The organism is Microbulbifer variabilis (assembly GCF_056232115.1).
Genome location: NZ_CP174325.1, coordinates 4,000,315 through 4,022,523, shown reverse-complemented (window position 1 = coordinate 4,022,523; position 22,209 = coordinate 4,000,315). Strand labels below are relative to the sequence as shown.

General features: G+C 46.9%; 22 protein-coding genes and 2 pseudogenes. 20 read left to right on the top strand and 4 right to left on the bottom strand.

The genetic code is table 11. The features are described 5' to 3' along the window. Positions 1-2: 2 nt before the first annotated feature. The 4 genes from ACJJI7_RS17985 to ACJJI7_RS17970 are packed head-to-tail and all read left to right on the top strand — an operon-like array spanning position 3 to position 3,056. Positions 3-251, top strand: a complete 249-nt coding sequence (locus ACJJI7_RS17985; RefSeq protein WP_020412782.1) for a HypC/HybG/HupF family hydrogenase formation chaperone — start codon at positions 3-5, stop codon at positions 249-251. Further along, positions 248-1,378 carry a hydrogenase formation protein HypD gene (gene hypD, locus ACJJI7_RS17980; protein ID WP_444901578.1) on the top strand — a complete coding sequence of 377 codons (1,131 nt, stop codon included), beginning with the start codon at positions 248-250 and terminating at the stop codon, positions 1,376-1,378. Before ACJJI7_RS17985 ends, hypD begins: the two co-directional genes overlap by 4 nt. Further along, a complete protein-coding gene (gene hypE, locus ACJJI7_RS17975; protein ID WP_026305020.1) occupies positions 1,341-2,378 on the top strand; it encodes a hydrogenase expression/formation protein HypE in 1,038 nt (345 codons plus the stop codon). The genes hypD and hypE overlap by 38 nt, the downstream gene beginning before the upstream one ends. Before the next feature lie 45 nt (positions 2,379-2,423). Next, on the top strand, positions 2,424-3,056 hold the full coding sequence (locus tag ACJJI7_RS17970) for a LysE family translocator (RefSeq protein ID WP_020412779.1): 633 nt from the start codon (positions 2,424-2,426) through the stop codon (positions 3,054-3,056). Positions 3,057-3,059: 3 nt separating this feature from the next. Here the strand turns inward: ACJJI7_RS17970 and ACJJI7_RS17965 are convergent, their stop codons facing one another. Further along, entirely contained in the window at positions 3,060-3,629 is a 570-nt protein-coding gene (locus tag ACJJI7_RS17965; protein ID WP_020412778.1) for a carboxymuconolactone decarboxylase family protein, read from the bottom strand. 202 nt (positions 3,630-3,831) lie between these two features. After that, positions 3,832-5,184 (bottom strand): hypothetical protein, encoded by a 1,353-nt coding sequence (locus ACJJI7_RS17960; protein ID WP_020412777.1) that lies wholly within the window; start codon positions 5,182-5,184, stop codon positions 3,832-3,834. 538 nt (positions 5,185-5,722) lie between these two features. Between ACJJI7_RS17960 and ACJJI7_RS17955 the strand changes: the two genes are divergently transcribed. Beyond that, complete coding sequence (locus tag ACJJI7_RS17955; protein WP_444901579.1) at positions 5,723-6,445, top strand: hypothetical protein; 723 nt, start codon at positions 5,723-5,725, stop codon at positions 6,443-6,445. A 113-nt stretch (positions 6,446-6,558) separates the two neighbouring features. Then, the gene (locus ACJJI7_RS17950) at positions 6,559-9,291 is read left to right on the top strand and encodes a cation-transporting P-type ATPase (RefSeq protein ID WP_444901580.1); all 2,733 of its coding nucleotides are present in this window, start codon (positions 6,559-6,561) and stop codon (positions 9,289-9,291) included. A 227-nt stretch (positions 9,292-9,518) separates the two neighbouring features. On the opposite strand, the gene ACJJI7_RS17945 is transcribed toward ACJJI7_RS17950, so the two are convergent. After that, complete coding sequence (locus tag ACJJI7_RS17945) at positions 9,519-10,736, bottom strand: M12 family metallo-peptidase (RefSeq protein WP_169337102.1); 1,218 nt, start codon at positions 10,734-10,736, stop codon at positions 9,519-9,521. 434 nt (positions 10,737-11,170) lie between these two features. On the opposite strand from ACJJI7_RS17945, the gene ACJJI7_RS17940 reads away from it, so the two are divergent. Next, on the top strand, positions 11,171-11,944 hold the full coding sequence (locus ACJJI7_RS17940) for an SDR family NAD(P)-dependent oxidoreductase (RefSeq protein ID WP_444901581.1): 774 nt from the start codon (positions 11,171-11,173) through the stop codon (positions 11,942-11,944). A gap of 237 nt (positions 11,945-12,181) precedes the next feature. Here ACJJI7_RS17940 and ACJJI7_RS17935 read toward each other — a convergent pair whose 3' ends face one another. Beyond that, positions 12,182-12,670 carry an SRPBCC family protein gene (locus ACJJI7_RS17935; protein ID WP_444901582.1) on the bottom strand — a complete coding sequence of 163 codons (489 nt, stop codon included), beginning with the start codon at positions 12,668-12,670 and terminating at the stop codon, positions 12,182-12,184. A gap of 572 nt (positions 12,671-13,242) precedes the next feature. On the opposite strand from ACJJI7_RS17935, the pseudogene ACJJI7_RS17930 reads away from it, so the two are divergent. The 13 genes and pseudogenes from ACJJI7_RS17930 to ACJJI7_RS17870 all read left to right on the top strand — a co-directional run. Further along, a pseudogene (locus ACJJI7_RS17930) lies at positions 13,243-13,593 on the top strand (NAD(+)--rifampin ADP-ribosyltransferase); the annotation flags it as partial. A 15-nt stretch (positions 13,594-13,608) separates the two neighbouring features. Continuing rightward, positions 13,609-13,989 (top strand): annotated as a pseudogene (arr, locus tag ACJJI7_RS17925) (NAD(+)--rifampin ADP-ribosyltransferase); the annotation flags it as partial. 256 nt (positions 13,990-14,245) lie between these two features. Then, positions 14,246-14,590: an ArsR/SmtB family transcription factor gene (locus ACJJI7_RS17920; RefSeq protein WP_020412768.1), complete on the top strand. Its 345-nt coding sequence runs from the start codon at positions 14,246-14,248 to the stop codon at positions 14,588-14,590. Positions 14,591-14,902: 312 nt separating this feature from the next. Next, positions 14,903-15,376 carry an SRPBCC family protein gene (locus ACJJI7_RS17915; protein ID WP_020412766.1) on the top strand — a complete coding sequence of 158 codons (474 nt, stop codon included), beginning with the start codon at positions 14,903-14,905 and terminating at the stop codon, positions 15,374-15,376. A gap of 108 nt (positions 15,377-15,484) precedes the next feature. Further along, positions 15,485-16,129: a dihydrofolate reductase family protein gene (locus ACJJI7_RS17910; protein WP_020412765.1), complete on the top strand. Its 645-nt coding sequence runs from the start codon at positions 15,485-15,487 to the stop codon at positions 16,127-16,129. A 53-nt stretch (positions 16,130-16,182) separates the two neighbouring features. Continuing rightward, positions 16,183-16,575, top strand: coding sequence for a YciI family protein (locus ACJJI7_RS17905; RefSeq protein ID WP_444901583.1), 393 nt, complete (start codon positions 16,183-16,185; stop codon positions 16,573-16,575). Positions 16,576-16,594: 19 nt separating this feature from the next. Continuing rightward, a complete protein-coding gene (locus ACJJI7_RS17900; RefSeq protein ID WP_444901584.1) occupies positions 16,595-17,062 on the top strand; it encodes a VOC family protein in 468 nt (155 codons plus the stop codon). Between the two features lie 37 nt (positions 17,063-17,099). Next, on the top strand, positions 17,100-17,726 hold the full coding sequence (locus ACJJI7_RS17895) for a YdeI/OmpD-associated family protein (protein WP_282953513.1): 627 nt from the start codon (positions 17,100-17,102) through the stop codon (positions 17,724-17,726). A 151-nt stretch (positions 17,727-17,877) separates the two neighbouring features. After that, the gene (locus tag ACJJI7_RS17890) at positions 17,878-18,237 is read left to right on the top strand and encodes a cupin domain-containing protein (RefSeq protein WP_444901585.1); all 360 of its coding nucleotides are present in this window, start codon (positions 17,878-17,880) and stop codon (positions 18,235-18,237) included. Between the two features lie 121 nt (positions 18,238-18,358). Then, positions 18,359-18,841, top strand: a complete 483-nt coding sequence (locus ACJJI7_RS17885) for a VOC family protein (protein WP_444901586.1) — start codon at positions 18,359-18,361, stop codon at positions 18,839-18,841. Then, positions 18,838-19,581, top strand: coding sequence for a DUF899 domain-containing protein (locus tag ACJJI7_RS17880; protein WP_444901587.1), 744 nt, complete (start codon positions 18,838-18,840; stop codon positions 19,579-19,581). The genes ACJJI7_RS17885 and ACJJI7_RS17880 overlap by 4 nt, the downstream gene beginning before the upstream one ends. Positions 19,582-19,797: 216 nt before the next feature. Continuing rightward, positions 19,798-20,367, top strand: coding sequence for a dihydrofolate reductase family protein (locus tag ACJJI7_RS17875; protein WP_282953518.1), 570 nt, complete (start codon positions 19,798-19,800; stop codon positions 20,365-20,367). Positions 20,368-21,337: 970 nt separating this feature from the next. Further along, on the top strand, positions 21,338-22,087 hold the full coding sequence (locus tag ACJJI7_RS17870; RefSeq protein WP_444901588.1) for an alpha/beta hydrolase family protein: 750 nt from the start codon (positions 21,338-21,340) through the stop codon (positions 22,085-22,087). Positions 22,088-22,209: the final 122 nt, after the last annotated feature.

Sequence of the window (22,209 nt, the reverse complement as noted above, 5' to 3'; positions counted from 1 at the left end):
CTATGTGCCTGGGAGTCCCCGGCCTGGTAGAAGCAATCACCGGCAACTCGCCGCTGGAACGCATGGGCAAGGTACGATTCGGCGGTATAGCACGGGAAATCAACTTATCGCTGGTGCCCGATGCACAAGTCGGTGACTACGTGATTGTCCATGTGGGAATCGCTATCAGCCAGATTCAGGAAGCAGAAGCCGAGCGGGTGTTTCGTTACCTGGATGCTCTGGACGAGTCAGGCACCCTGGAGAGGCCATGAAATTCCTTGATGAGTATCGCCAAAGCGATAACATTCGGAAAATAGCTACAGAAATCCGCAAAGTCACCACAAAGCCCTGGACGCTAATGGAGGTCTGCGGTGGCCAGACCCATGCGATCGTCAGACATCGTTTGGACCAACTACTCCCCAAAGAGCTGGAGCTGGTTCATGGTCCCGGCTGCCCGGTTTGTGTGACCCCTCTTGAAATGGTCGATCGCGCAATTGCCATTGCATCCATACCTGAAGTTATCTTCTGCTCATTTGGAGACATGTTGCGCGTGCCGGGTTCAGAAAGTGATCTGCTTGCAGTCAAAGCCCGGGGTGGCGATGTCAGAATTGTCTACTCACCACTACAAGCAGTGCAGATTGCCGAGCAAAATCCATCCAGGGAAGTGGTCTTTTTCGCGGTAGGGTTTGAAACCACTGCAGCAGCCAATGCGATAGCGGCTTCCCAAGCCCTACATAAAGCACTGGATAATTTTTCCATGCTTGTGTCGCAATTTCTGGTTACACCAGCAATTGATTCCATTTGCTCCTCACCAGAATCGCGTGTGCAGGCTTTTCTCGCAGCGGGCCATGTTTGCTCAATCACCGGTTATGAGCGATACCTGCCACTCGTACAGAAGCACCATATCCCCATTGTTGTTACCGGATTTGAACCTCTTGATATCCTTGAGGGAATCCTGATGTGCATCAGCCAACTGGAGCAGGGTGCTTACGGCGTACAAAACCAATATCTGCGCGCGGTAGAGCAAGCTGGCAACCGGCAAGCACAGGAACTGATAAGGAGAGTTTTTAAGGTTTCAGCGCAGCAATGGCGTGGTGTTGGCTGGATTCCCCAGAGCGGCCTTGTGTTTAATGATGCGTTCGCCGCACTGGATGCCAAGTCAAAATTTGATCTCATACGCATTAGCACTGCCGAGTGTCATCAATGTATCAGTGGCGAAATTATGTTGGGCCAGAAAAAACCCAAAGATTGCCCCCACTTTGGAAAGGGGTGCCGCCCGGAGCAGCCTCTGGGTGCTCCAATGGTCTCTTCAGAGGGCGCCTGCTCCGCCTATTATCGCTACAGCCAACAGGAAAAACCCCGTGAACATCCAGTGTCCGTTGCCCACAAAAACGGATGAGATCGTCAAGCTTGGCCACGGCAGTGGCGGAGAGATGACGCAGCGTCTGCTTAAAAACTATATCCAGCCATTATTTAATAATTCCTGGGTATCGCAAGCCCATGACAGCGCAACTCTTCCCTGGGATGCCGATAGGTTGGTCTTTACCACCGATTCCTTTGTAATCACTCCACTATTTTTCCCCGGCGGCAACATCGGTGAGCTAGCGGTGTATGGCACCGTAAATGACCTGGCAATGGGAGGAGCTGAAGCGAAGTTCCTCAGCTGTGGGCTCATTTTGGAAGAGGGACTGCCATTGGCAATACTGGAAAGGGTGCTGATATCAATGGCAGAAGCAGCCAGTAAAACCGGAGTGAAGCTGGTTACCGGCGATACCAAAGTGGTGGAAAGAGGCAAAGGTGACGGTATCTACATCAATACCAGTGGAGTCGGCGTCCTGGAGAGCAATCAATCTATAGACCCCAGTCGTATCCGCAGTGGGGATCTGATTCTGCTTTCGGGAGATATTGGTCGTCATGGAATCTCCATAATGGCCAGCCGCGAAGGCCTTGAATTCGAAAGCAGCCTGGCGAGTGATTGTGCTCCCCTCAACGGCGCTGTATCCAAACTGCTGCGGGCCGGGGTTGAAATCCACTGCCTGAGGGATCTTACTCGTGGCGGATTGGCTACTGCACTGGTTGAATTGGCGGAGAGTTCCAACAGGAGCTTTGTATTGGAGGAAAGCAGCATCCCCATTAGTGAGGCAGTGCAGGGAGCCTGTGAAATACTGGGGTTAGATCCACTTTATGTTGCCAATGAAGGGCGCTTTGTAGCCATCATTCCCGAAAGCGCTTCCGAATTGGCTATCGCAACCCTGCGGGAAACTGACGTGGGTACGTCTTGCGAAATCATAGGTCGTGTTGAAGGCGAGGGCTACGCCCAGGTAATACTGCGGAACAGCCTGGGTTGTGACCGTTTGTTACAGCGATTACCCGGAGAACAGTTGCCGAGGATTTGTTAAACGCTAGAATCGCTGGCAGGGAAAATTGCCAACTGATAACGCACAATGACTATCTCAGCTTCCTTTGCTTTATTCGCTTCAATGCTGGTGCTAGCCCTTATTCCAGGGCCTGGCGTGTTGGCAGTGATATCCCGCAGCCTTACATTAGGCCTGCGTCAGGGCCTGATCGCTGCAGCCGGAATTGTTGCAGGCGATTATTTATTTATCCTATTGGCTCTACTAGGGCTAAGCACATTGGCCGAGGCCATGGGTAGCCTCTTTGTCATCATTAAATATGCGGGAGCGGCATTCCTTATCTGGCTCGGAGTGAACCTGATTCTCACTTCTGGTAAAGGGAAGGCCATCAAAAATGAAGAGAAAGTACCAGAATCAAGTGGTGGCGGTATCTTTTCGAGCTTTTTGTTAGGCCTGCTAACAACCTTGGGCAACCCGAAGGCTATCCTTTTCTATGCGAGCTTTTTCCCAGCATTTCTCGACCTGACCAGTGTTACTTCAACCGATATCTTCGCTATCTTCACGATAGCAACATTGTCAGTGGGCAGTGTTATGGCAGGTTATGCCTACTTTTCCATCAAGGCAAAGCTCTCATTCGGAAATTCAAACAAGGCGCCTGCTCTGAAGTGTGGTTCAGGAGCTTTATTGATTAGTAGTGGAATTTTTGTTGCAGCCAGAGGCTAAGACCTAAGTATCTTCACTGGGAATAGCAACATCAAAGCCATTTAGAATCGCTGATAACTGGTGATATCCAGCTATCAGGAAGATCAGCTCTGCAGCCCCATCTTCCCCAAATTCGTCCACTGCCATTATCCAGGTGGCCTCAGGAAGCCTGCCTCCAGAGGCAAGCGAGGTAGCAATGCTGTAGGCGATCCCTTCATCCCGGGTCAGGTCGTGGGGACGCTGCCCTGCAGTAATGGTGGCAATTTTATCCGAATCCAAGTGAAGGCTTTCACCGATAGCAGTGTGAGAATAGAGTTCATATCCCGCCTTAAAGTGAGCGCCGGTGGCTAGGATGGCAACTTCCCGAGCCAACTTTGGAAGCTTGGGTTTAGCGGCAATGGCTTTGATATTTTCCCACCAGGGTTTGCCAAATTGCGGATAGTAGAGAGCCGGTGCCCAAGGGCCAAGCAGAGCACCATCCCTACGTTTTTTGACGAATCCAGAGAAGTAGCCACTCATTTCATCGCTCATGTCGTCGTAGAGAGGTATCTGCTCTTCGTTAAGATCATCTGGAGAGATAGCGGGAATACGCATAGATGAGTTCCTTAGAAGTCGTGCCTAGTCCTTAATTTTGATTGGATAAAGTCTAGCTGGCGAATTTTAAGGATAACGACAAATATCTCGCCTCTTAACTCTCTCGCATATGAGGGTGAAAGAAAGGGAGAGGCTGAAAGAAGGTGGGAGGGGTTAGAGAGCCTAACCACATGGTGGTGGTTAGGCGAAGAACATAAAGTTATTAGTAGTCGACAGTTGTTATAACGAAGTCACCTTCCGACGTACCCTCGCTATCCTGGTCGGTGTAAGCAATCCAGGCAACCGTTTCACCAGCAACCGCTAACTTATCCTTTAATGTTAGGGATTCCACCATATTGCGCGGCACGTCAAAATGCCATTGGGAGCCCAGCGCCTGACACTCACTCTCTCCATCTGGCCATGCGCCTTTTGTTGTTGTCAGTGACCACATAAGGGGATAGTCTGCGGCACCATCATCCTTTAGATCGTCTGCATGCAAGGCACCATTTAAACGTCTTTTGCAGGCAAATACACTGGTTCGGTCGCACCGGCGGTCATTGAAGCGCCCATCACTTCTAATAGCGGCGCAGTCCTCACCTGTGCCATGGTCATTGGGCTCACCCTCGCCCCAAGACCATAGACCTTTATTTTGAAACCGGCTATCTGTGGCACTGACATCGTAGTGCTCTACCGTGTTGATGCCATCATCCCAATTGTCCAGGCTATCATCGTCGCCACTTTTCCAGTGCCGGTTCAATCCGCCCCAGCCATCAAATACTACATCGAATGTTTCATGATTATCATCGGTATCGCTGTCATTTTTTGTCCAGAAAAATACGAATCTTTTCTTGCCATTCAGACCATCATGCTGCCGAATTTTTTCTCTTGATAACTCACGGGAAGGAAGTGAGGTTCGCTTGTGATTAGCCACTTCAAGGCCGTTGGGAAAGTCCTCTTTATAGTCTTCCGGTGTGTAAATATAATCCAGGCCAATTTGGCTGATAAGATGATTTTTAAAAGTGGTTTGAGCACCAGAGGATACTGCATTTTCTATATGTACTATTACTGTTCGATTAGTGCCGTGTTGATCTTGCTTATAGGCCCAGTCTCTCAAATCTCCCAGTACTGTTGCAATGGGGACACGCTGAGGGTCGAACCAGAAGTTACAATAAAATGATCCATGACAAAAAACCTGTTCACCACTGAATTGATGTAAATCCAATTCTATAATTTCCGCCCCAACATCAATCTGATCTTTTACCCTAAGGGATTGTTCTGCACCGACCCAGATTGCACCATAAGCATCAGAGTTATAACTATTATGTGTCGCCAATACCTGGGTGTAGCGAATGGGTGTTGAGTATGTAAGACGTCGCTGAAGCTCTAAGGCGTATTTAGCATGATCATCGGTGCGTTGTTCAGTTTCATAATCGTAATAGAGATTGAACTGCACCAACATTGTGTACGGATCAGTTTCCGCTACAAGTGGCGAACCCATAAAAACAGTACTGACCATTAATGCCAAGCAAACCGATTGCAAGCGTCGAAACAACCATATTATGCGGATATTTTTCATTATTATTCCTGTTATTTTATTAGTAATTTCTAAACAGCTCTTACTGTGCTGTCTCATATGACTATTAAATGCTTATAGGTATTTGCTATCGGTAACATTCGAAATGTCATACTGTATGACCGAAAGTACAACTGCCTTAACAAGTCGATACCTACAACTGAGATAATATCTAAAAGAGTCTGCAAAAAGATTAACTCACCCTGGAAGGTTTTTAGGTTTTCGTGAGAACTATTTCGCAAAATTAATATATAAAAAGAGAATATGAGTAATAACCAAGCTTCGCTTTCAATAAAAACTCTCCGTCAGTCTAATCTGGAAAGCCTTCCCTCTATCACTCAGTCTTTGGTTCTCAATAAGTAAATAGTGGTTGAACGTAAGGTTGAACATTAGTTTTGTCGGCAGGCAAATTGTAATCTTATAATTAGAGTTAGAACTTTCGAGCCTTTAAAGAGTCCTATCTCCAAGCTTACCGATCATCAGTTGCCTTTTGAAACAAGGATTTTGATCAAATTTACTGAGTATTTGGTCCACGAAGTAAATGGATTTAAACATAACGGCTTCTTTGTGCAGCAATAGCAAGACAACAATAAATGTCCGGCGACTGGCTATATCATTGGTTATTGCTGTTGCTGTGCATATAGGGCTGCTCATTATACCGATGTCAATTGCACCAGATACGTCACCAGGCATTGCATCTCCGCTTGAAATCAACTTGTCGGTGAATAAGAAAATAGAAGTACCCAGAACGGATGACACCGAACTACCTCCTTCCCATATAAAATCCCAGGAGCTTAAGGGTTATACCGCGGAAACAATCGGCAACAATGTAATAGAGGAAGCGCCTTCGACACCTAATATCAATGGCGGATCAATAACCAATGCAGATTCCTCTTCAACAATCAGTAAGCAAATCGATCAGCCGCAGAATCCTGATCACCTAGGTATGGAAAAGCCGACGCCAACATTAGAAGCATCTGGCGACTCTGAAACCAGAAGCCAACCCGCAGTTTTTGATCCGGTTTTAGAGAGAAAGTTAGCGCAGCAACGCAATAGAGTTCGGCGGCTTGAACGCACAGAAGCCATGTATAAAACGACTACAGGCACTTTTGTTGAGGTTGGGGACCGATGTTTTAATGTTAAAGACTTGCCACCTGGAAACACAAATAGCGACTTAAATCCATGGTTTCGGGCTAAATGCCCCGATAATTCCAGGTCCAAGGCAGAAATTGATCGGCTGGCAGAGAAATATGGAATTCCTTAAATCTGCAGATAGACAACTCTAGCTCATGCACCCTGTATGTTGCACAGCCCAGAAGGCTTCAGGTTATTGCTATTCTCAGCCGGAGATAAAATGGAATCCACCAGGGATTCGAGATGAGACCTGAGAAGAATTGGCATGCGTTGCCACAAAATGAAGTCCTTTCCGAACTGAAGACGACTTCAGCAGGTATTAGCGAAAGTGAAGCACTCGCAAGGCTCAAAATCTATGGGGCCAATCGCTTGCCAGCACCACCGAGGAAGGGGCTGCTGCGACGTTTTTTCTCGCACTTCGACAATATACTGATCTACGTCCTTCTGGGGGCTGCGTTTATCACCAGCCTGCTTCAACACTGGGTGGATACCGGGGTAATTCTCGCCGTGGTTGTCGTCAATGCCATTATCGGCTTTATTCAGGAAGGCAAGGCTGAAAAGGCGATGGATGCTATCCGGCATATGCTGGCACCGCGGGCTGGGGTATTGCGTGGTAACCAGAGATATACCGTTGATAGCGAGAAGCTGGTTCCCGGCGACATAGTATTACTTGAAGCTGGTGATAAAGTACCAGCGGATCTTCGGCTGTTGAAGACTCACGGTTTGCAGATCCAGGAGGCAATACTGACAGGGGAGTCTCTTGCCGTAGAAAAACGAACCAATCCGGTTGGCATCGAAACTGCACTAGGTGATCGTACCTGTTTGGCCTACAGCGGTACCAATGTTACCAGCGGGCAGGGCATGGGCGTGGTAGTAGCGACCGGAGCCCAAACTGAAGTCGGGCGTATCAGCAGTATGCTTGCCAGGGTCGAAACCCTGACAACCCCATTAGTGGAGCAGATGGGAATATTCGCCAAATGGCTCGCATTCTTTATCCTGGCAGTTGCCGCGCTCATCTTCGCCTTCGGGCTATTTGTTTTACATCACGATTTTTCCGAATTGTTTATGGCCGTCGTGAGTCTATCGGTGGCAGCCATACCGGCGGGCCTGCCGGCAGTATTGACCATTACGCTGGCAGTTGGCGTGCAGGCCATGGCGAGACGAAATGCCATTGTCCGCCGTCTTCCAGCCATTGAGACGTTGGGCTCGGTTTCGGTGATCTGCACAGATAAAACCGGAACCCTTACACGCAACGAGATGAACATCGTATCGGTGATCACGCTTCAGCACCGGTATACCGTAGAAGGCGTTGGTTATGAGCCACTAGGGGATATCTCAAACGAGAATAGTCCGACCTCCATATCAGCCCCTTCGCCTTTGCTCGAGTTGGCCCGCGTAGCAACCCTATGTAACGACGCAGAGCTTAGAAAGCTCGAAGGTGTCTGGACTGTTGAAGGTGACCCTATGGAGGGTGCACTTCTGGCGTTTGCCGCCAAGGCAGGAATGGATGGCGGGGAGGCGCGCCATCAATGGACTCGCACAGATATCATTCCCTTTGATTCCGCACACAAGTTCATGGCCACCCTGGACCATAACCATGAAAACCATGCGCTAATCGCTGTTAAAGGGGCACCAGAACAGATTCTGGGGATGTGTGAAAGCAGTCGTACCGCTGAGGGAGGCACTGCTCCGCTGAATGAGGCTTATTGGCAGGAATGGGTAAACGAACTTGCAGCACAAGGCTATCGGGTGCTGGCCTTGGCCACCAAGCCCGTAAAACCTGAACATACCGTATTGGAACAAACTGACCTGGATAATGCGCTGATCTTTCTCGGCCTGGTTGGCTTGATTGACCCACCCCGCCAGGAGGCGATTCTGGCAGTAGCGGAATGCCAAGGGGCCGGTATCCGAGTGAAGATGATCACTGGTGACCACAAGGCGACCGCCATAGCTATTGGGCAACAGATAGGCCTGCAAAACACTGAAAATGCGCTGACCGGTGTGGATATTGATAATCTCGACGATACGGTACTGGGAACAGAAGTGTTGAACGTCGACATCTTTGCCCGCACCAGTCCCGAACACAAATTGCGACTGGTAACTGCCCTGCAGGCCCACGGAATGACCGTTGCCATGACCGGTGATGGTGTTAACGATGCGCCCGCACTGAAGCGTGCCGAAGTCGGCATTGCGATGGGCAAAAAAGGGAGCGAGGCAGCCAAGGAAGCTGCGGAAATGGTGTTGGCCGATGACAATTTCGCTTCAATTGACGCCGCCATACGTGAGGGGCGTACGGTTTATGACAATATCAAAAAGGTAATCAGTTGGACCCTTCCAACCAACGCTGGGGAGGCCTCAACCATTATTGTGGCGCTGATGTTTGGTATGGTGCTGCCGATAACACCTATTCAGATTCTGTGGGTGAACCTTATCACTGCGGTCACTCTCGGTATTGCCCTCGCTTTCGAGCCGACCGAAGAAAATACCATGTGCCGCCCACCTCGTCCTCGCAGCCAGCCACTGCTCACAGGCGTACTGATATGGCATATCGCACTGGTGAGCATCCTGTTTCTTTGCGGCGTATTCGGGGTCTACACCTATGCAATTGAGCGGCAGTATTCCCTCGACCTAGCTCGTACTATGGCAATGAATACACTGGTGGTAATGGAAATATTCCACCTTTTCTTTATCCGCAATATGTACGGTACTTCCTTAACATGGAAAGCGGTATGCGGAACCAGGGTCATATGGTTAGCGGTGATCGTAGTTACCATAGGTCAGTTCGCCATCACCTACTTCACGCCTTTGCAAGGCATCTTCTCCACCGAAGCCGTATCTCTACAGGATGGGATACTTATCGTTAGTGTAGGTGTTGCGCTGTTTGCAATTATCGAGATTGAGAAACAGATTCGAATACGCCTATCCCGTCCCTTGGATACCGGTGGTTCTCATCAAGGACCCGAGCTCGAATCGTGATATCAGAAATGACGTTGGTCAATGGGCTTTATCTTATCTAAAATCTGCTTTCGATTGGAATTGATTGATATGGTCAATGTATATGCAGTAATTTTCTCTGAGTGATGCTTATCTCCATCCAGCTCAGGTGGGATAGGAGAGGGTAGGATATGACAGCTCAGTTCTCATTGAAAATACAAACCGAGCTGCCAAACTACCCGCGAAAATAACTTTGAACGCTTTAGATATTACTCAGAAGCCTCAGATACCCTGAAGTTAGCAACTTCTAATGCTCGTTCATTTAAAACCCGGGCATTATCTTCCACATTAATAGAACCAGTGGTTTCACCATTGATAAATACACCTGGATTAGACCACTGCTGGATCCTTGGACCTCCAGTATTTGATGGGCAACCATAAGCCATTACTGTTCTCCATGTAGATGGCGTAGAGTTGCAATATCCGTGGCCATATGAAAAAGGCTCCATACTGGGGTCACGTGTTATAATATGCCTTGCTCCGAATAGATGGCCAATCTCATGTGCAAAGCTGAAGTATCCAGCTGCACATCCTTCTCTGGCTAAGGCTAAAGCTGTAGATTCGGTTGCACCAATCTCTCTGGCTACGCCACAATAGAAATAACCAGAATTCCCGGTCAATACCATCATGATGTCCGCCTTATATGTTTCTCTCAGGCGAAGTAACTCAGATGTTTCTGGGTTTTCTGAGTTAGAGAAAAAATCTCTATCAACATAAAAGTCACCACTACCTTCATAACTTGTTTTGTATGAGTGTACAATTTCAACGGATGTATTTACATTACTATTTAAGAAGGAAATATTTGTTTCCTCTTCCAATAGATCCATATAAGCGACAACATCACCAGCGTCACTCTCAAAATTACTGGTATATGCGACAATAACAGTAATTTTTTCGGCTGAATCCAAAGACCCCAAGCTAGAATCAATATTTGAAGGTCTTTCGCCTACATCCATGGGGAAATCTTCGTAATAATTAATATCGTGATCAATCAGGGTAGCGGTAGGCACCTCTATGATATCTGTAGTATTACCTTCACCCGGCCTAACTTTGTATAGCTTTCCGGACATTTGTATAGACCCTACAACATTACCATTATTCTCGGCAATCGTTACAAAATCCCCTTTCCTCTGACCAAATGCAGCAAAAGAGATTCTATTTTTTTTCCTATTAACATTCTTGGTTTTAAATCGTGATAACTTACCATCTATGAGAACCTCCAACTCATCACCAGTTACTATTTTTCGCAACTCACCATTAAACCTTCCTCTTTTTACTATTGATTTTCTATTTTTCTGAGAATCTTTGAAATCTACCTGATCGGAATTGATTTCCTCCATCAAACGATATTTTCTACCGTCATCTGCCGGCAAATAAAGAGGTAACGTTAACAGCAAACAAAAAATGGATATTAAATAACTTCTCATAGGTCCTCTCCACATTATTCTAATAATGTTTAATATTTATAGGTGGTTCGTGTTGTCGTTTTATTTTTCAGTCCGGCATTAAGCCTCACCAGATATTATGAATCGCAATATAAAATTGCAATAAATTCCCAAAAAGCATAGAGCCACATGCTTCTTAATGTGAACCAATTTTATAGTCAGCCCTATATTGCCATCATCTTTATAGGGTTATGTCAATTGAGGTGATTCGCTAAGTCACACAGGGCCAGACTTGAATGCACTTAGTTTAATACGTGAAGCTTATTGGCATATGATAGGTCAACCACTTATTTTTCAAATGAATTTAATTAAGAGGCACCTCAGAATTTCTGCTTGATCAATAATGCTGAACATATATATTCGAGCTGCTCTCGATTAATGTGTCTGAAATTTTATTTTGGTAGGACCCAAACATTATGAGTAATTTTTTTAGCTTGGAGAATAAAGTTGCTGTTATTACGGGAGGAAGCTCTGGGATAGGTTTGAGCACAGCAAAACGTTTTTATTTGGCAGGCGCAACAATTGTTATTGCAGCACGCAGAAGAGGAGAAGAAGTATTGCAGGAGGTTGGGGGAGGGCATTATATACAAACAGATGTTTCTATAGAGCCCCAAGTTGAAGAGCTAATGAAAATGACAGAAAAGAAACATGGGAGGATTGATATCGTAGTTAATTGCGCAGGAATTAATGAGGGCTACGGTTCACTATGCAATAGTAGTTATAGCTATTTTATGAAGAATTTTAAGGTTAATACTTTAGGGGTTTTCTATAGTATTAAGTATTCCGCGCCATATATGAAAAAAGGTGGGGCAATTATTAATATCGCGTCAGCTGCCGGAATATCAGGAGTACCTTATTTGGGGCCATATGTTGCTTCAAAGTCGGCGATCATTGGTATTACCAAAACGGCAGCGCTCGAATTGGGAGACAGGAATATTAGAGTTAATGCAATATGCCCTACTTCAGTTGATACACCAATGGCTCATGCAAGAGGAGGGAAGCAACAGCTTGCAATGGAAAAAACCGCGGTTCCTTTGCAACGCATAGCAAAACCTGAAGAAATCGCAGCGCTTATACACTTCTTAGCAGCAAGTGACTGTGGATTTATAAATGGTCAAGCCATTAATGTAGATGGTGGTTATAGTGCTGGCCTTTCAATACCGGCTTTTAATGCTCTTTCTAATACTTGAAAGCAATTAAGTTGAGTCTGATGCTAGCTACTCACTAAGAAGTCAAAGCTATTAGTTCTTTTCAATGTGCTGAGAGACAGCCAACCTTAATTCCAGCCGTAGGGATGGAAAGTAAGAACGGCTGAACAATTATGTAAACTGACCACTGCAGTACGCTGACTTGCGTTTAGTCTAAGAATTAGTGAGCGTGGTAAGTTGTGTACAGACTCATGACTGCCATCAATATACCTTGCCATCTCAGATCAGATTTACCGATCCGGAAAATTGGGCGTCCATACTTCGAAGTGATTGGGCCCAGCTGACCACCGCCAACTCTGCGTAGTCAGGGTTAAGAAGTGTATGCGTAAGCGAAACGACAGTGCCAAGTTCACTGCTTCTGAACACAACTTCGACCAATGACGAATTCTTTTGCGGTTCTGTGCCATGTGGCAAGCTGAGATTGCAATGTTCATGGACCTCAAAGCTCAGTAACTTCGGTCTGTCGACGCAACGATATACTCCAGACATTACGCAAGAGCTGCCGTCTGGAGCTGTCATCTCAAAAGCAAAATTCCCGCCAACCTCTGCCGTGAGATTGAGCACGCGCGTAGTGAAACCGTCGGGGCCCCACCATTTTTCAACCATGCTCGGCGTAACCCAGGCAGTAAAGACCGCTTCCGGTGTTGCCCTGACCGTGTAGGAGATAGGTTTGGTTCGAATATCCGCTTGATAGGAAAAATCGATCACGATGATACCTTGTTCTTTTTATCAGGGGGGGGCCTGCTTTCTGTTAACACTAAAACATATCTTTACTGCGCTCCAGAGATATCATGGCTACTTGGGGCTTATCCTCCTATATTCGGCCGTAAATAGTGACATGTTGACCTAATTTTGTTATCCACTATAGTTACCCTGTAGGCTAACTATAATCAATATGGCAACTCAGTTGTACCTCAGATAGCGCACTCATCAGTGTTTCAGCCCCTGGCAATCATTTTGCCCCGGGAGTACTGATTTAAGAGCTCACGTTGCCCGACAGGAAAGCAGGGGATGTGGCCAACAAACCATGATGGAAATAAAAATGCCGATATTGCTGCTCTCGAAAGCGCCGGTAAAGACGATTTTCAAAATATGACTAGATTGACGGAAAACCGGTCAGGTTAGGCGTTCATAAACAGGACCAACCTCTTATCTCGAAGAGAGGATTATTACAGTCTCCCAAATGTCTTAAGCGGTTGCCCAGGGCGTAATCGAAATTTGGTGGCTCATGATCTTAGGCCAATCATGACCAGTTCAAAATACATGGAGGTTCCTTAAGCATGAATGATAAACAGCCAAGCAGCGAATCAGAGAGCCATACGGTTCATTCTGGCATGAAGGAGTTTTACCACGGCTCCCGAAAAAATCTCAGCCCAGGAGATGTTGTCACGCCCGGCGGCCCATTTGGCATAGCAGGTGACAATGTTGAGACCTTGCATACCTACATGTCGCCCAATTTGGATGCAGCCATATGGGCCGCAGAACTCGCCGAAGGCAATGGACCACCGAAAGTGTATATCGTGGAGACGGAAGGTGATATAGAGGATGCGACCGAGCTTTTAGTTGAGAGTGCACCACGCCACCCTTATATGTCACATCGATCGAAAGGGCGGGTACGAGTTAAATCGGAAGTCCGTGAATGGACTTACTATCACGGAACGCGCGCGGACCTCGAAATGGGAGATATGCTTATGCCGGGAGGTAATCCGAATTTCGGCAAAAAGGCGCTCGGCCATATTTACCTCGCGCGAACACTTGATGCTGCGGTTTGGGGAGCAGAACTAGCGCTGGGTGACGGGCCAGAACGGATTTACATCGTCGAGGCGACGGGTCCAATCGAAGACGACCCCAATGTGACCAATAAAAGGTTTCCCGGTAACCCTACAAAGTCATTCCGGTCTCATAAACCTTTACGCGTTATCGGCGAGGTGAAGGAATGGCAGGGCCATCCTAAGGAAGCGCTAGAAGCCATGAAAGCCGGCATAGCAGAACTGGCCAAACAAGGCATAGGTCCTCTTGATGACTGACTGGCAGGCTTGAACATACTGGCCATAAGCTTTTCACTGATGAACCTGAAAAGTTTTCATTGCCTTGATCGATAAGGTGATCCGGGTTGCTATCGGTATGTCAGCTTTTTCCTGCAGTAATTCTATTTCCACAACGGTGCATCCAAATAACGGCTGGTATAGGGATGGGATGAAGCACTTTTATTAGGGTGATTTTAACGGGCATTACCAAACTGCGGCCATTGCCTAACGATTTTACACCTATATACTTAGTCGAATGGGTAACAATCACGAAAATCTGAATACAGTCTTCCAAGCCTTAGCAGATCCAACGCGCCGCGCTGTCATTCAGCACCTGACCAGCGGACCGGCATCGATCACCGAGCTCGCTAAACCGTTTGAAATGGCACTACCTTCATTCATGAAGCACATTGGTGTGCTGGAGGATGCGGGTTTGATCCGATCCAAGAAAATTGGCCGCGTACGAACCTGCGAGATCAAGCCGAAGCAACTGACAGCTGCAGAAACTTGGATTAATAAACAGACGGCCCAGTGGGAAGGCCGAATGGCACGAATGGCGAGCTTTGTCGAAGCACTTGGCGCTGAAGGACAGGATGATTGAGTACGATAAAGATACAGGGTGCCACATTACAAGGCTGTAGGTCATCCCTCCATCCCAATAGCCGGCTACTTGATCTTCTGTTAAAGAAATAAAGGGCGTGATCGGTTCACATATCGCACCCCATTATGACATTGCCGATCATAGTTGTTATGTCGTTGCGCTTCACTTTGAGCAGATAGAGGTCAATTCTCTTACTCTTTTGCGCCACTAGTAAGTTATCCATTGACCTAACTGTTATTGCTTTTTATAGTTATCCAATCAGCTAACTATTAGTCGGTAGCCTGGGAACCGCTATTAAGCAAAGGGGCTAACATGAGCCAACAGTTATCGCACGACACCATATCCATCAGCAAAACAATCAAAGCACCGGCAGAGCAGGTTTTTTCAGCATGGGAAAACCCAAAAACCCGCTCATTATGGGGGGCACCCTCTAAGGATGAGGCAATCGAGTTTCTTCAAAACGACTTTCGCGCCGGAGGCCTTGACGTACATCGGTGCGGCCAAAAGAATGATCTGCAATTCCGGGTCGAAACACACTACTACGACATCCGTAGGCCGCATCGCCTGCTTTTTACCGAGCGTGTATATACAGACGACTCTTTATTGAGTGCCTCTCTGATCACCGTGGCGATTAGCGAAAATAAGCGCGCGACTGAACTCCAGGTGACGATACAGATCGCCTCTCTGGTCGGTTTGGGAATGATCGACGGAACACGCAATGGATGGCAGTGCGCTCTTTCTAATCTCGCCGCTTACCTGGAAGCAACAAGGGTGGAAGTCGAATAAAGAAGATCAATAACCTATCTCTTCAAGTCTCAATGGTGATTGAAAGCAATAGCCTAAGCACAACTTGCGACGCCATTTTGATCAACAAAATCACCAAGGAAGAACTGTGTGCGAAAAATCATTGTAAACACGTTTGTTAGTCTGGATGGCGTGATGCAGGCTCCCGGTGGTCCAGAGGAGGACACTTCAGGGGGCTTTGAGCATGGTGGATGGGTGGCGTCCTATTTCGATGAAGGTGTAGGTAAATTTATGGGGGATGTGTTCGCATCCCCATTCGAGCTGCTGCTTGGCCATCGGACTTACGATATTTTTGCTGCCTATTGGCCAAAAGTAGCTGCTGATCCTCCACCAGAAGGCGTTGATGATGGCGAAATCCAGATGGCTAAAAAAATCGATGGCACAACACGGTATGTCGCTTCACGCACGAAACCCGAATTTACCTGGGAAGGCAGCGAATGGCTGGGTAATGACCCGGTAGCACGACTTCGTGAAATCAAGGCCAGCAATGGTCCTGACTTACTGGTACCGGGCAGTGCTGACTTTATCCAGACTCTACTCAAAGCAGACCTGGTTGATCAGTTTAAATTGCTGATTTTTCCTTTGATTCTGGGCAAAGGAAAGCGCCTCTTTGGTGCCGGTGTAATCCCTATTGGGTTCCATGTACAACAATCTACGATGACAGACAGTGGCACTATTTGTGTGACCTATATGCGGGATGGAAGTATCACCACTGGAGATTTCTCCCTTCAATAAGATTAGCGCCGGCAGCCCAAATTCATGTTGGCGTAAATGAAAGGAAATTTTGAATGCTGGTTATGGTACTGATCAAAGCTACGGCGGCAAGTGAGGCAGGCAAATTGCCCTCACAGGCTGTTTGTAATGCGATGGACCGCTTTAATGAAGAACTTCTCGACGCCGATATCCGACGCATAGCGGTAGGCCTCAAGCCCACGGCAGAAGGGAAGCGTCTTGTATCTGATGGGAGTGCAATATCAGTAGTTGATGGTCCATTCCCGGAATTCGAGCAACTCGTATCAGGTTTATGGCTTTGGGAAGTACGTGATATTGAAGAAGCGATGGTATGGGCAGCTCGGTGTCCAAACCCCATGGAGGGTGCATATGAAATTGAAGTCCGCCCCCTTTATGAGACTTCAAGTTTAGATGGAATCAAAACGCAGAAGCTGACGTTGAGACAATAGCGAAAGGAGCTCGATAGTTATGCAACCCATCATTTACCTGACATTCAATGGAAACTGCCTTGAGGCGATGACGCATTATGCCGAGACACTCGGTGGCAAGATCTGGGGCACCCTCCTAAATGCAGATGCGCCCAACCCCGAAAGTAGAATGCCCGGTGGCGACGATATGGTTATGAATATGGCCATGACACTGGGCAGTGCCACCCTGATGGCTTCTGATAACTCCCACGAAATGTACGAGAAACCGCAAGGTTTCCGTATTTTTATTCCGTCTAAATCGCTCAGGGAATTTGATCGTATCTATAACGTATTCTCAAAGGAAGCAAAAGCCATAGATATGGCCCCCGTCGAAACATTTTGGGCTGAACGTTTTGCTTTACTCACGGATAAATATGGAACGCCATGGATGCTGAATTACGAGGGTTCAAAGGCAGAAGCCGTAGGGGAGGGGGCATCAAAATCGGACTCCGGGAAAATGATAGTTTGATAGTGGGTGCGACTTTGCTCGTGCGGGACAACCAATTATGGCCATGATTTCAGATATCGCAGATTATTTTTCAAAAGGTTGTGGACGTTGTGAGCGTTTCGCAACGCCCGATTGCTCAACCCAGAAATGGAAACCTGGCCTTACTGAATTGCAACGGATTTGCCTGAGCATGGATCTGGAAGAGTCCGTTAAGTGGGGGCAGCCTTGCTATATATTTGCCGGTCGAAATATTGTCATCCTGGGGGCATTTCGAGAGGGATTCCTCATTAGCTTTATGAATGCTGCACTGATGAAGGATCATGAGGGTGTTCTTCAAAAGCGAGGCGCGAATACGCAGTATCCGCACATGATCCTCCTGAAGGCCAATGATCAGGTGGAAAAGCTTGCACCAATCATACGGGCTTATATCGAGGAAGCGAAAGGATACGCTAGAGCAGGTATTAAGCCCCAAAGAGCAGAACGCGATATCGAACTCCCTGATGAGCTGGTAGAAGCCATGGATGGAGATCCTGAGCTTGCAGAAGCGTTTCATGCATTAACGCCGGGGCGTCAGCGAAGCTATACCTTTAACCTTAGTTCAGCCAAGAAATCCGCTACACGCATTTCGAGAATAGCGAAGTTCCGCGAAAAAATAATTGCTGGCAAAGGCGCTATGGAACGATAAAAGTGAAGCATGGGTGAACAAACCACGACTCACTATCGTGCAGAGCGGTCTTTGGTATAGCGCTGATTTGGCTAAGCGGTCCTAGACAATATTTTTCATGCTGAGTGAGGTAACAGAACATCCTCTTCGGGAGGAACGGAGGCCGTCATTCATGACTAATACAACAGGAGCAGGGATCTTTATCGAACCTGAACGCGGACGCAGTTACGATATGGGGCGCATTGCAGCAATTTTCAAAGCTGACGGTGAAGAGACCGCAAATCAATGCTCAGTGTCGGAATGGTGGATTGAGCCGAACACCAAAGGCTTCGGCGCGCACTCACATGAGGCTGAGATCGAACTGTTTTATGTGTTGGAAGGCACCATGTCTTTCCTGGTAGGCCAGCAGTGGCGCGATGCAAAAAAAGGCACTGTCATTTTGATCCCCCCCGGCGTCCAGCACGACTTTGAAACCGTAGCAATCAACGCACCGGCGTTCTCAACGTTTACATTGGCGGACCATTTGAGATGAAGATGCCCAAAATCGTCGAGTGGTTTGCAGAGCATCCGACGGAGGATGCGATATGACTGTAAATACCAAAGATTTTTATTAGTGCAAACAATCAAACTGTCCAAAGCATAGGAGAATACATATGACCGAACTCGTAAACTGCCTGTGGTTTGACTATGGCGAAGCAAAGAAGGCGGCAGAATTCTACGCTGCAACTTTTCCAGATAGTCATGTAGACCGAGTTAATCGAGCGGTGACCGACTATCCCAGCGGTCAGGAAGGCAGTGAACTGACTGTCGAATTCACCGTACTCGGGCGCAAGTTTATTGGCGTGAACGGCGGCCCGAGTTTCACTCCAAATGAATCGGTTAGTTTCATGGTTATCACCGAGAATCAGGAAGAAACCGACCGCTACTGGGAGGCGATCATCAGTAATGGTGGGCAGGAAAGCGCTTGCGGTTGGTGCAAGGATCACTGGGGCCACTCGTGGCAAATTACACCGAGACAACTTCTGGATCTGACTACGAACTCTGATCGTGACAAAGCGAAGCGTGCTTTTAAGGCGATGATGTCCATGAGTAAGATCGATATCGCCACGATCGAGGCGGCGGCCGAGGAGGTATGAGTTCATGGGGAAGTACTCTTCTCAACTTAACTCAAGATCTGGAGCTGATTATGACTTTAATTCAGAGCAGGAAAACTAAGGAGATCTCCGGAGTAGTCCGGCAGATCCTGTCACCAAAGGCCTGGAAGGATGAACTCGCTGAACTCCGCAAAGCAGAAAAGGAGCTGACCCGAGCGCACGACCGGCTGGCAGAAAAGCGACGGTATTCAGGTTGGGTGAAGATCGAACAAAATTATGCCTTTGCGGGTCCAGGAGGCACTGCGACTCTGGCTGACTTGTTCGATGACCATTCACAACTAATCGTTTACCACCATATGTTGAAACCCGCTGATCCCAGCCCGTGCGAAGGCTGCTGCATGGTCGCCGATCAGATCCCTCATCTTGCCCATCTGCATGCCCGAGACACCTCTCTCGTTTTTGTTTCAAAAGCGCCGATCGTTGAGATAGAGGCATTCCGGAAACGTATGGGTTGGGCAATCCCCTGGTATGAAACCAAGGACAACTTCAACGGTGATTTCGATGTGGCTACCGGATTTGGTATCAACGTTTTCTATCGCGATGGAGAGGACCTCTATCGAACCTATTTCACTAACGGCCGAGGTGTCGAAACACTTGGCACGGTGTGGACTCTTTTGGATATCACACCGCTCGGCCGTCAGGAAAACTGGGAAGAGGCTCCCGACGGCACTCAGCAGACACAGCCGTATCATTGGTGGCGGAGACACAACGAATATGGCTAATACGGGTGCCTGCCACACATCATCCAGCTACAACGGGAAGGATTCATCTGCTCATTTAAAAAAATGGGGTTAGCGGTATTCAATGGCGGTCTGCTCGCGGGCGTGCTGAATATTGGTTATGCACTTTATGCTGCAGTTGATTGCACGCGATCTCAAGGTTGCATTTTACGATTGTTGCTCAAGATTATGCTTGCGCTTGTTTAGGAGAAACAGGATATGAGGCGTTTAGTTGTTTGGAATGTGATGACGTTGGACGGGTACTTTGAAGGCACTACGCCCTGGGCGCTGGACCATCACGGAACCGTGTGGGGCGACGAGTTAGAAGCTTTCTCTCTTCAGCAGGGCGATGAAATCGGCACCTTGTTGTTTGGACGTCGCACCTATGAGGGGATGGCCAGTCATTGGCGGAATGAAACCGGGGCGGTTGCGGACATGATGAACTCACTTGAGAAAGCTGTCATCACGCGCACACTTGAGACCGCCGATTGGTCAAACACTCGCCTTTTAAAAGGCGAGGCCGTCGAACACGTTAGCAAGCTGAAGAAGGAGACAGGGAAGAGAGATATCTTCGTTTTCGGAAGCGCAGACCTTGTGGCTACTCTGCTCGCAAGGGGCTTGGTAGACGAATACCGGATATGTCTTGCACCAATCGTACTTGGAGCAGGCTCACCTCTCTTCAAAGCTGACGCCATCCAGAAGAATTTCGAGCTCATGCGGGCGGACGCCCTTAAATCGGGCGGGGTGATCCTTCGCTACAAGTGCCAGCAGAAAGGTAGGGAAGTATAACAAATGGCAAAGTTTCTACTTTCTTTAGGGCGCATTAAGCCTTCAAGGAAATCCGTAGAATACTTGTATTCCAGCTGTCATATGGATTGATCGGTACAGTTCTAATAGCCGTCTATCTTATACCGGTGTAATCACCAATATTTATAATATTATGATAAGGCATCAACCTTTTCGGTTACCACTTGATTCGAATAGAAAGCGATACGACCATTAATTACTTTGGCAAAGTCAAATGCGGCTTTGTAGGTCCATGCAATAGTTGAAGTAGCTGGAGCGGACAATGGGGTGTCTTTCCCTCAATAGGGATAAGATTGGGGGTCAACCCATGATTAACATGCGGATCATCGTTGTCAAAGCAACATTGATAATTTCTTTTTCACTACTATAGCTTCAAATATCTCATCGTTTGACTTATTGGCCATCCCATAGCAGATATGCGATGCAAGAAATGTGTCCCCTCAGGTGGCAAAAGCGCGCATAAGGAGCTTACTTCCTCAGTGATAGCTTTAGATGAAGAGGGCAAGGTGCTATTTGGCGATGAGACTGACAATTATCGGAGAAACCCAAACCCTACAACATTCCTGCATGTTTTTGAAACCTCAAAGCCGCAGACTTTAAAAGCTACCCCAATTCTTAAAAGTATTTCATGACAAAGTTTCTATTGATGTTTTTATAAAGGGTTTCTATTGGTCCATGGAGAGCGAAGAATCAGTTTCTAGCTAGCGAGATTGTCGGAGATTTGGAAATATTAACTGGCTCAAGTAAAGATAGTGAGAGCACCTTCAAAGCAGCGGATATCGATTATATGAAGCAGGAATATCCTATCGAACTTAAGCAAATACAGGCATAGCCCATATCAGTTGGTATATAGAAGGCTACCACCTACTCATTTACCCCTTTCTATAATAGAGAGGGGTTTTTCTTTGTTATGATTAGAGTGTCTTATAATCAATATATATTGGATAGTATTATGGAGTTTAATTTTCCAAATCGTGACGGCGTAGAATTAAAGGGTAAATTAGAGAATTCCACCGGAAATCCAAAGGCCTATGCAATTTTTGCACATTGTTTCACATGCTCAAAAGATATCATTGCTGCGAGCGCTATTAGCAAATCATTGACTAGCAAAGGAATATCAGTATTAAGATTTGATTTTACTGGATTAGGTAACAGTGATGGAGATTTTTCCAATACTAACTTTTCATCTAATGTTGAAGACTTGCTTAGTGCTTACAATGAAATTGAACACCGCTTTGAAGCACCAAAATTGCTAATTGGGCATAGTTTTGGTGGTGCTGCCGTATTAAAAGCCGCAGGTATGTTAAAGACAGCTAAAGCTGTTGTTACTATAGCCGCTCCAAGTGATGTAAAACATATCCAGCATATGTTTAAAGATGAGCTCGATAACATCAATAAAACAGGACAGGCAAGAGTGGTGCTTGCTGGCCGAGAGTTTACACTTAAAAAGCAGTTTATCGACGATATAAATGAAGCAGACATCTTGGTTAACCTTAAGGAATTAAGGAAAGCTTTATTAGTTATGCATTCACCACTAGATAGCACTGTTTCTATTGATCATGCTGCAAAAATATTTAGCGCTGCGCACCATCCAAAAAGTTTTATTTCCTTAGATAAAGCCGATCACTTGCTTATGAAGAAATCAGATGCTGAATATGTCGGCAATGTTATTGGAGCCTGGGCTCAAAAATATATTAGTTAATATGACATATAATAGAGAATAATGTTGGAGCTTAGAATCCAATAAAAATGGGGCTTGTCTGTTAAGGATTAAGTTGTAGTGCTGAGCATTACAGACTTCCTGGAACCTTTGGATCAAACAAC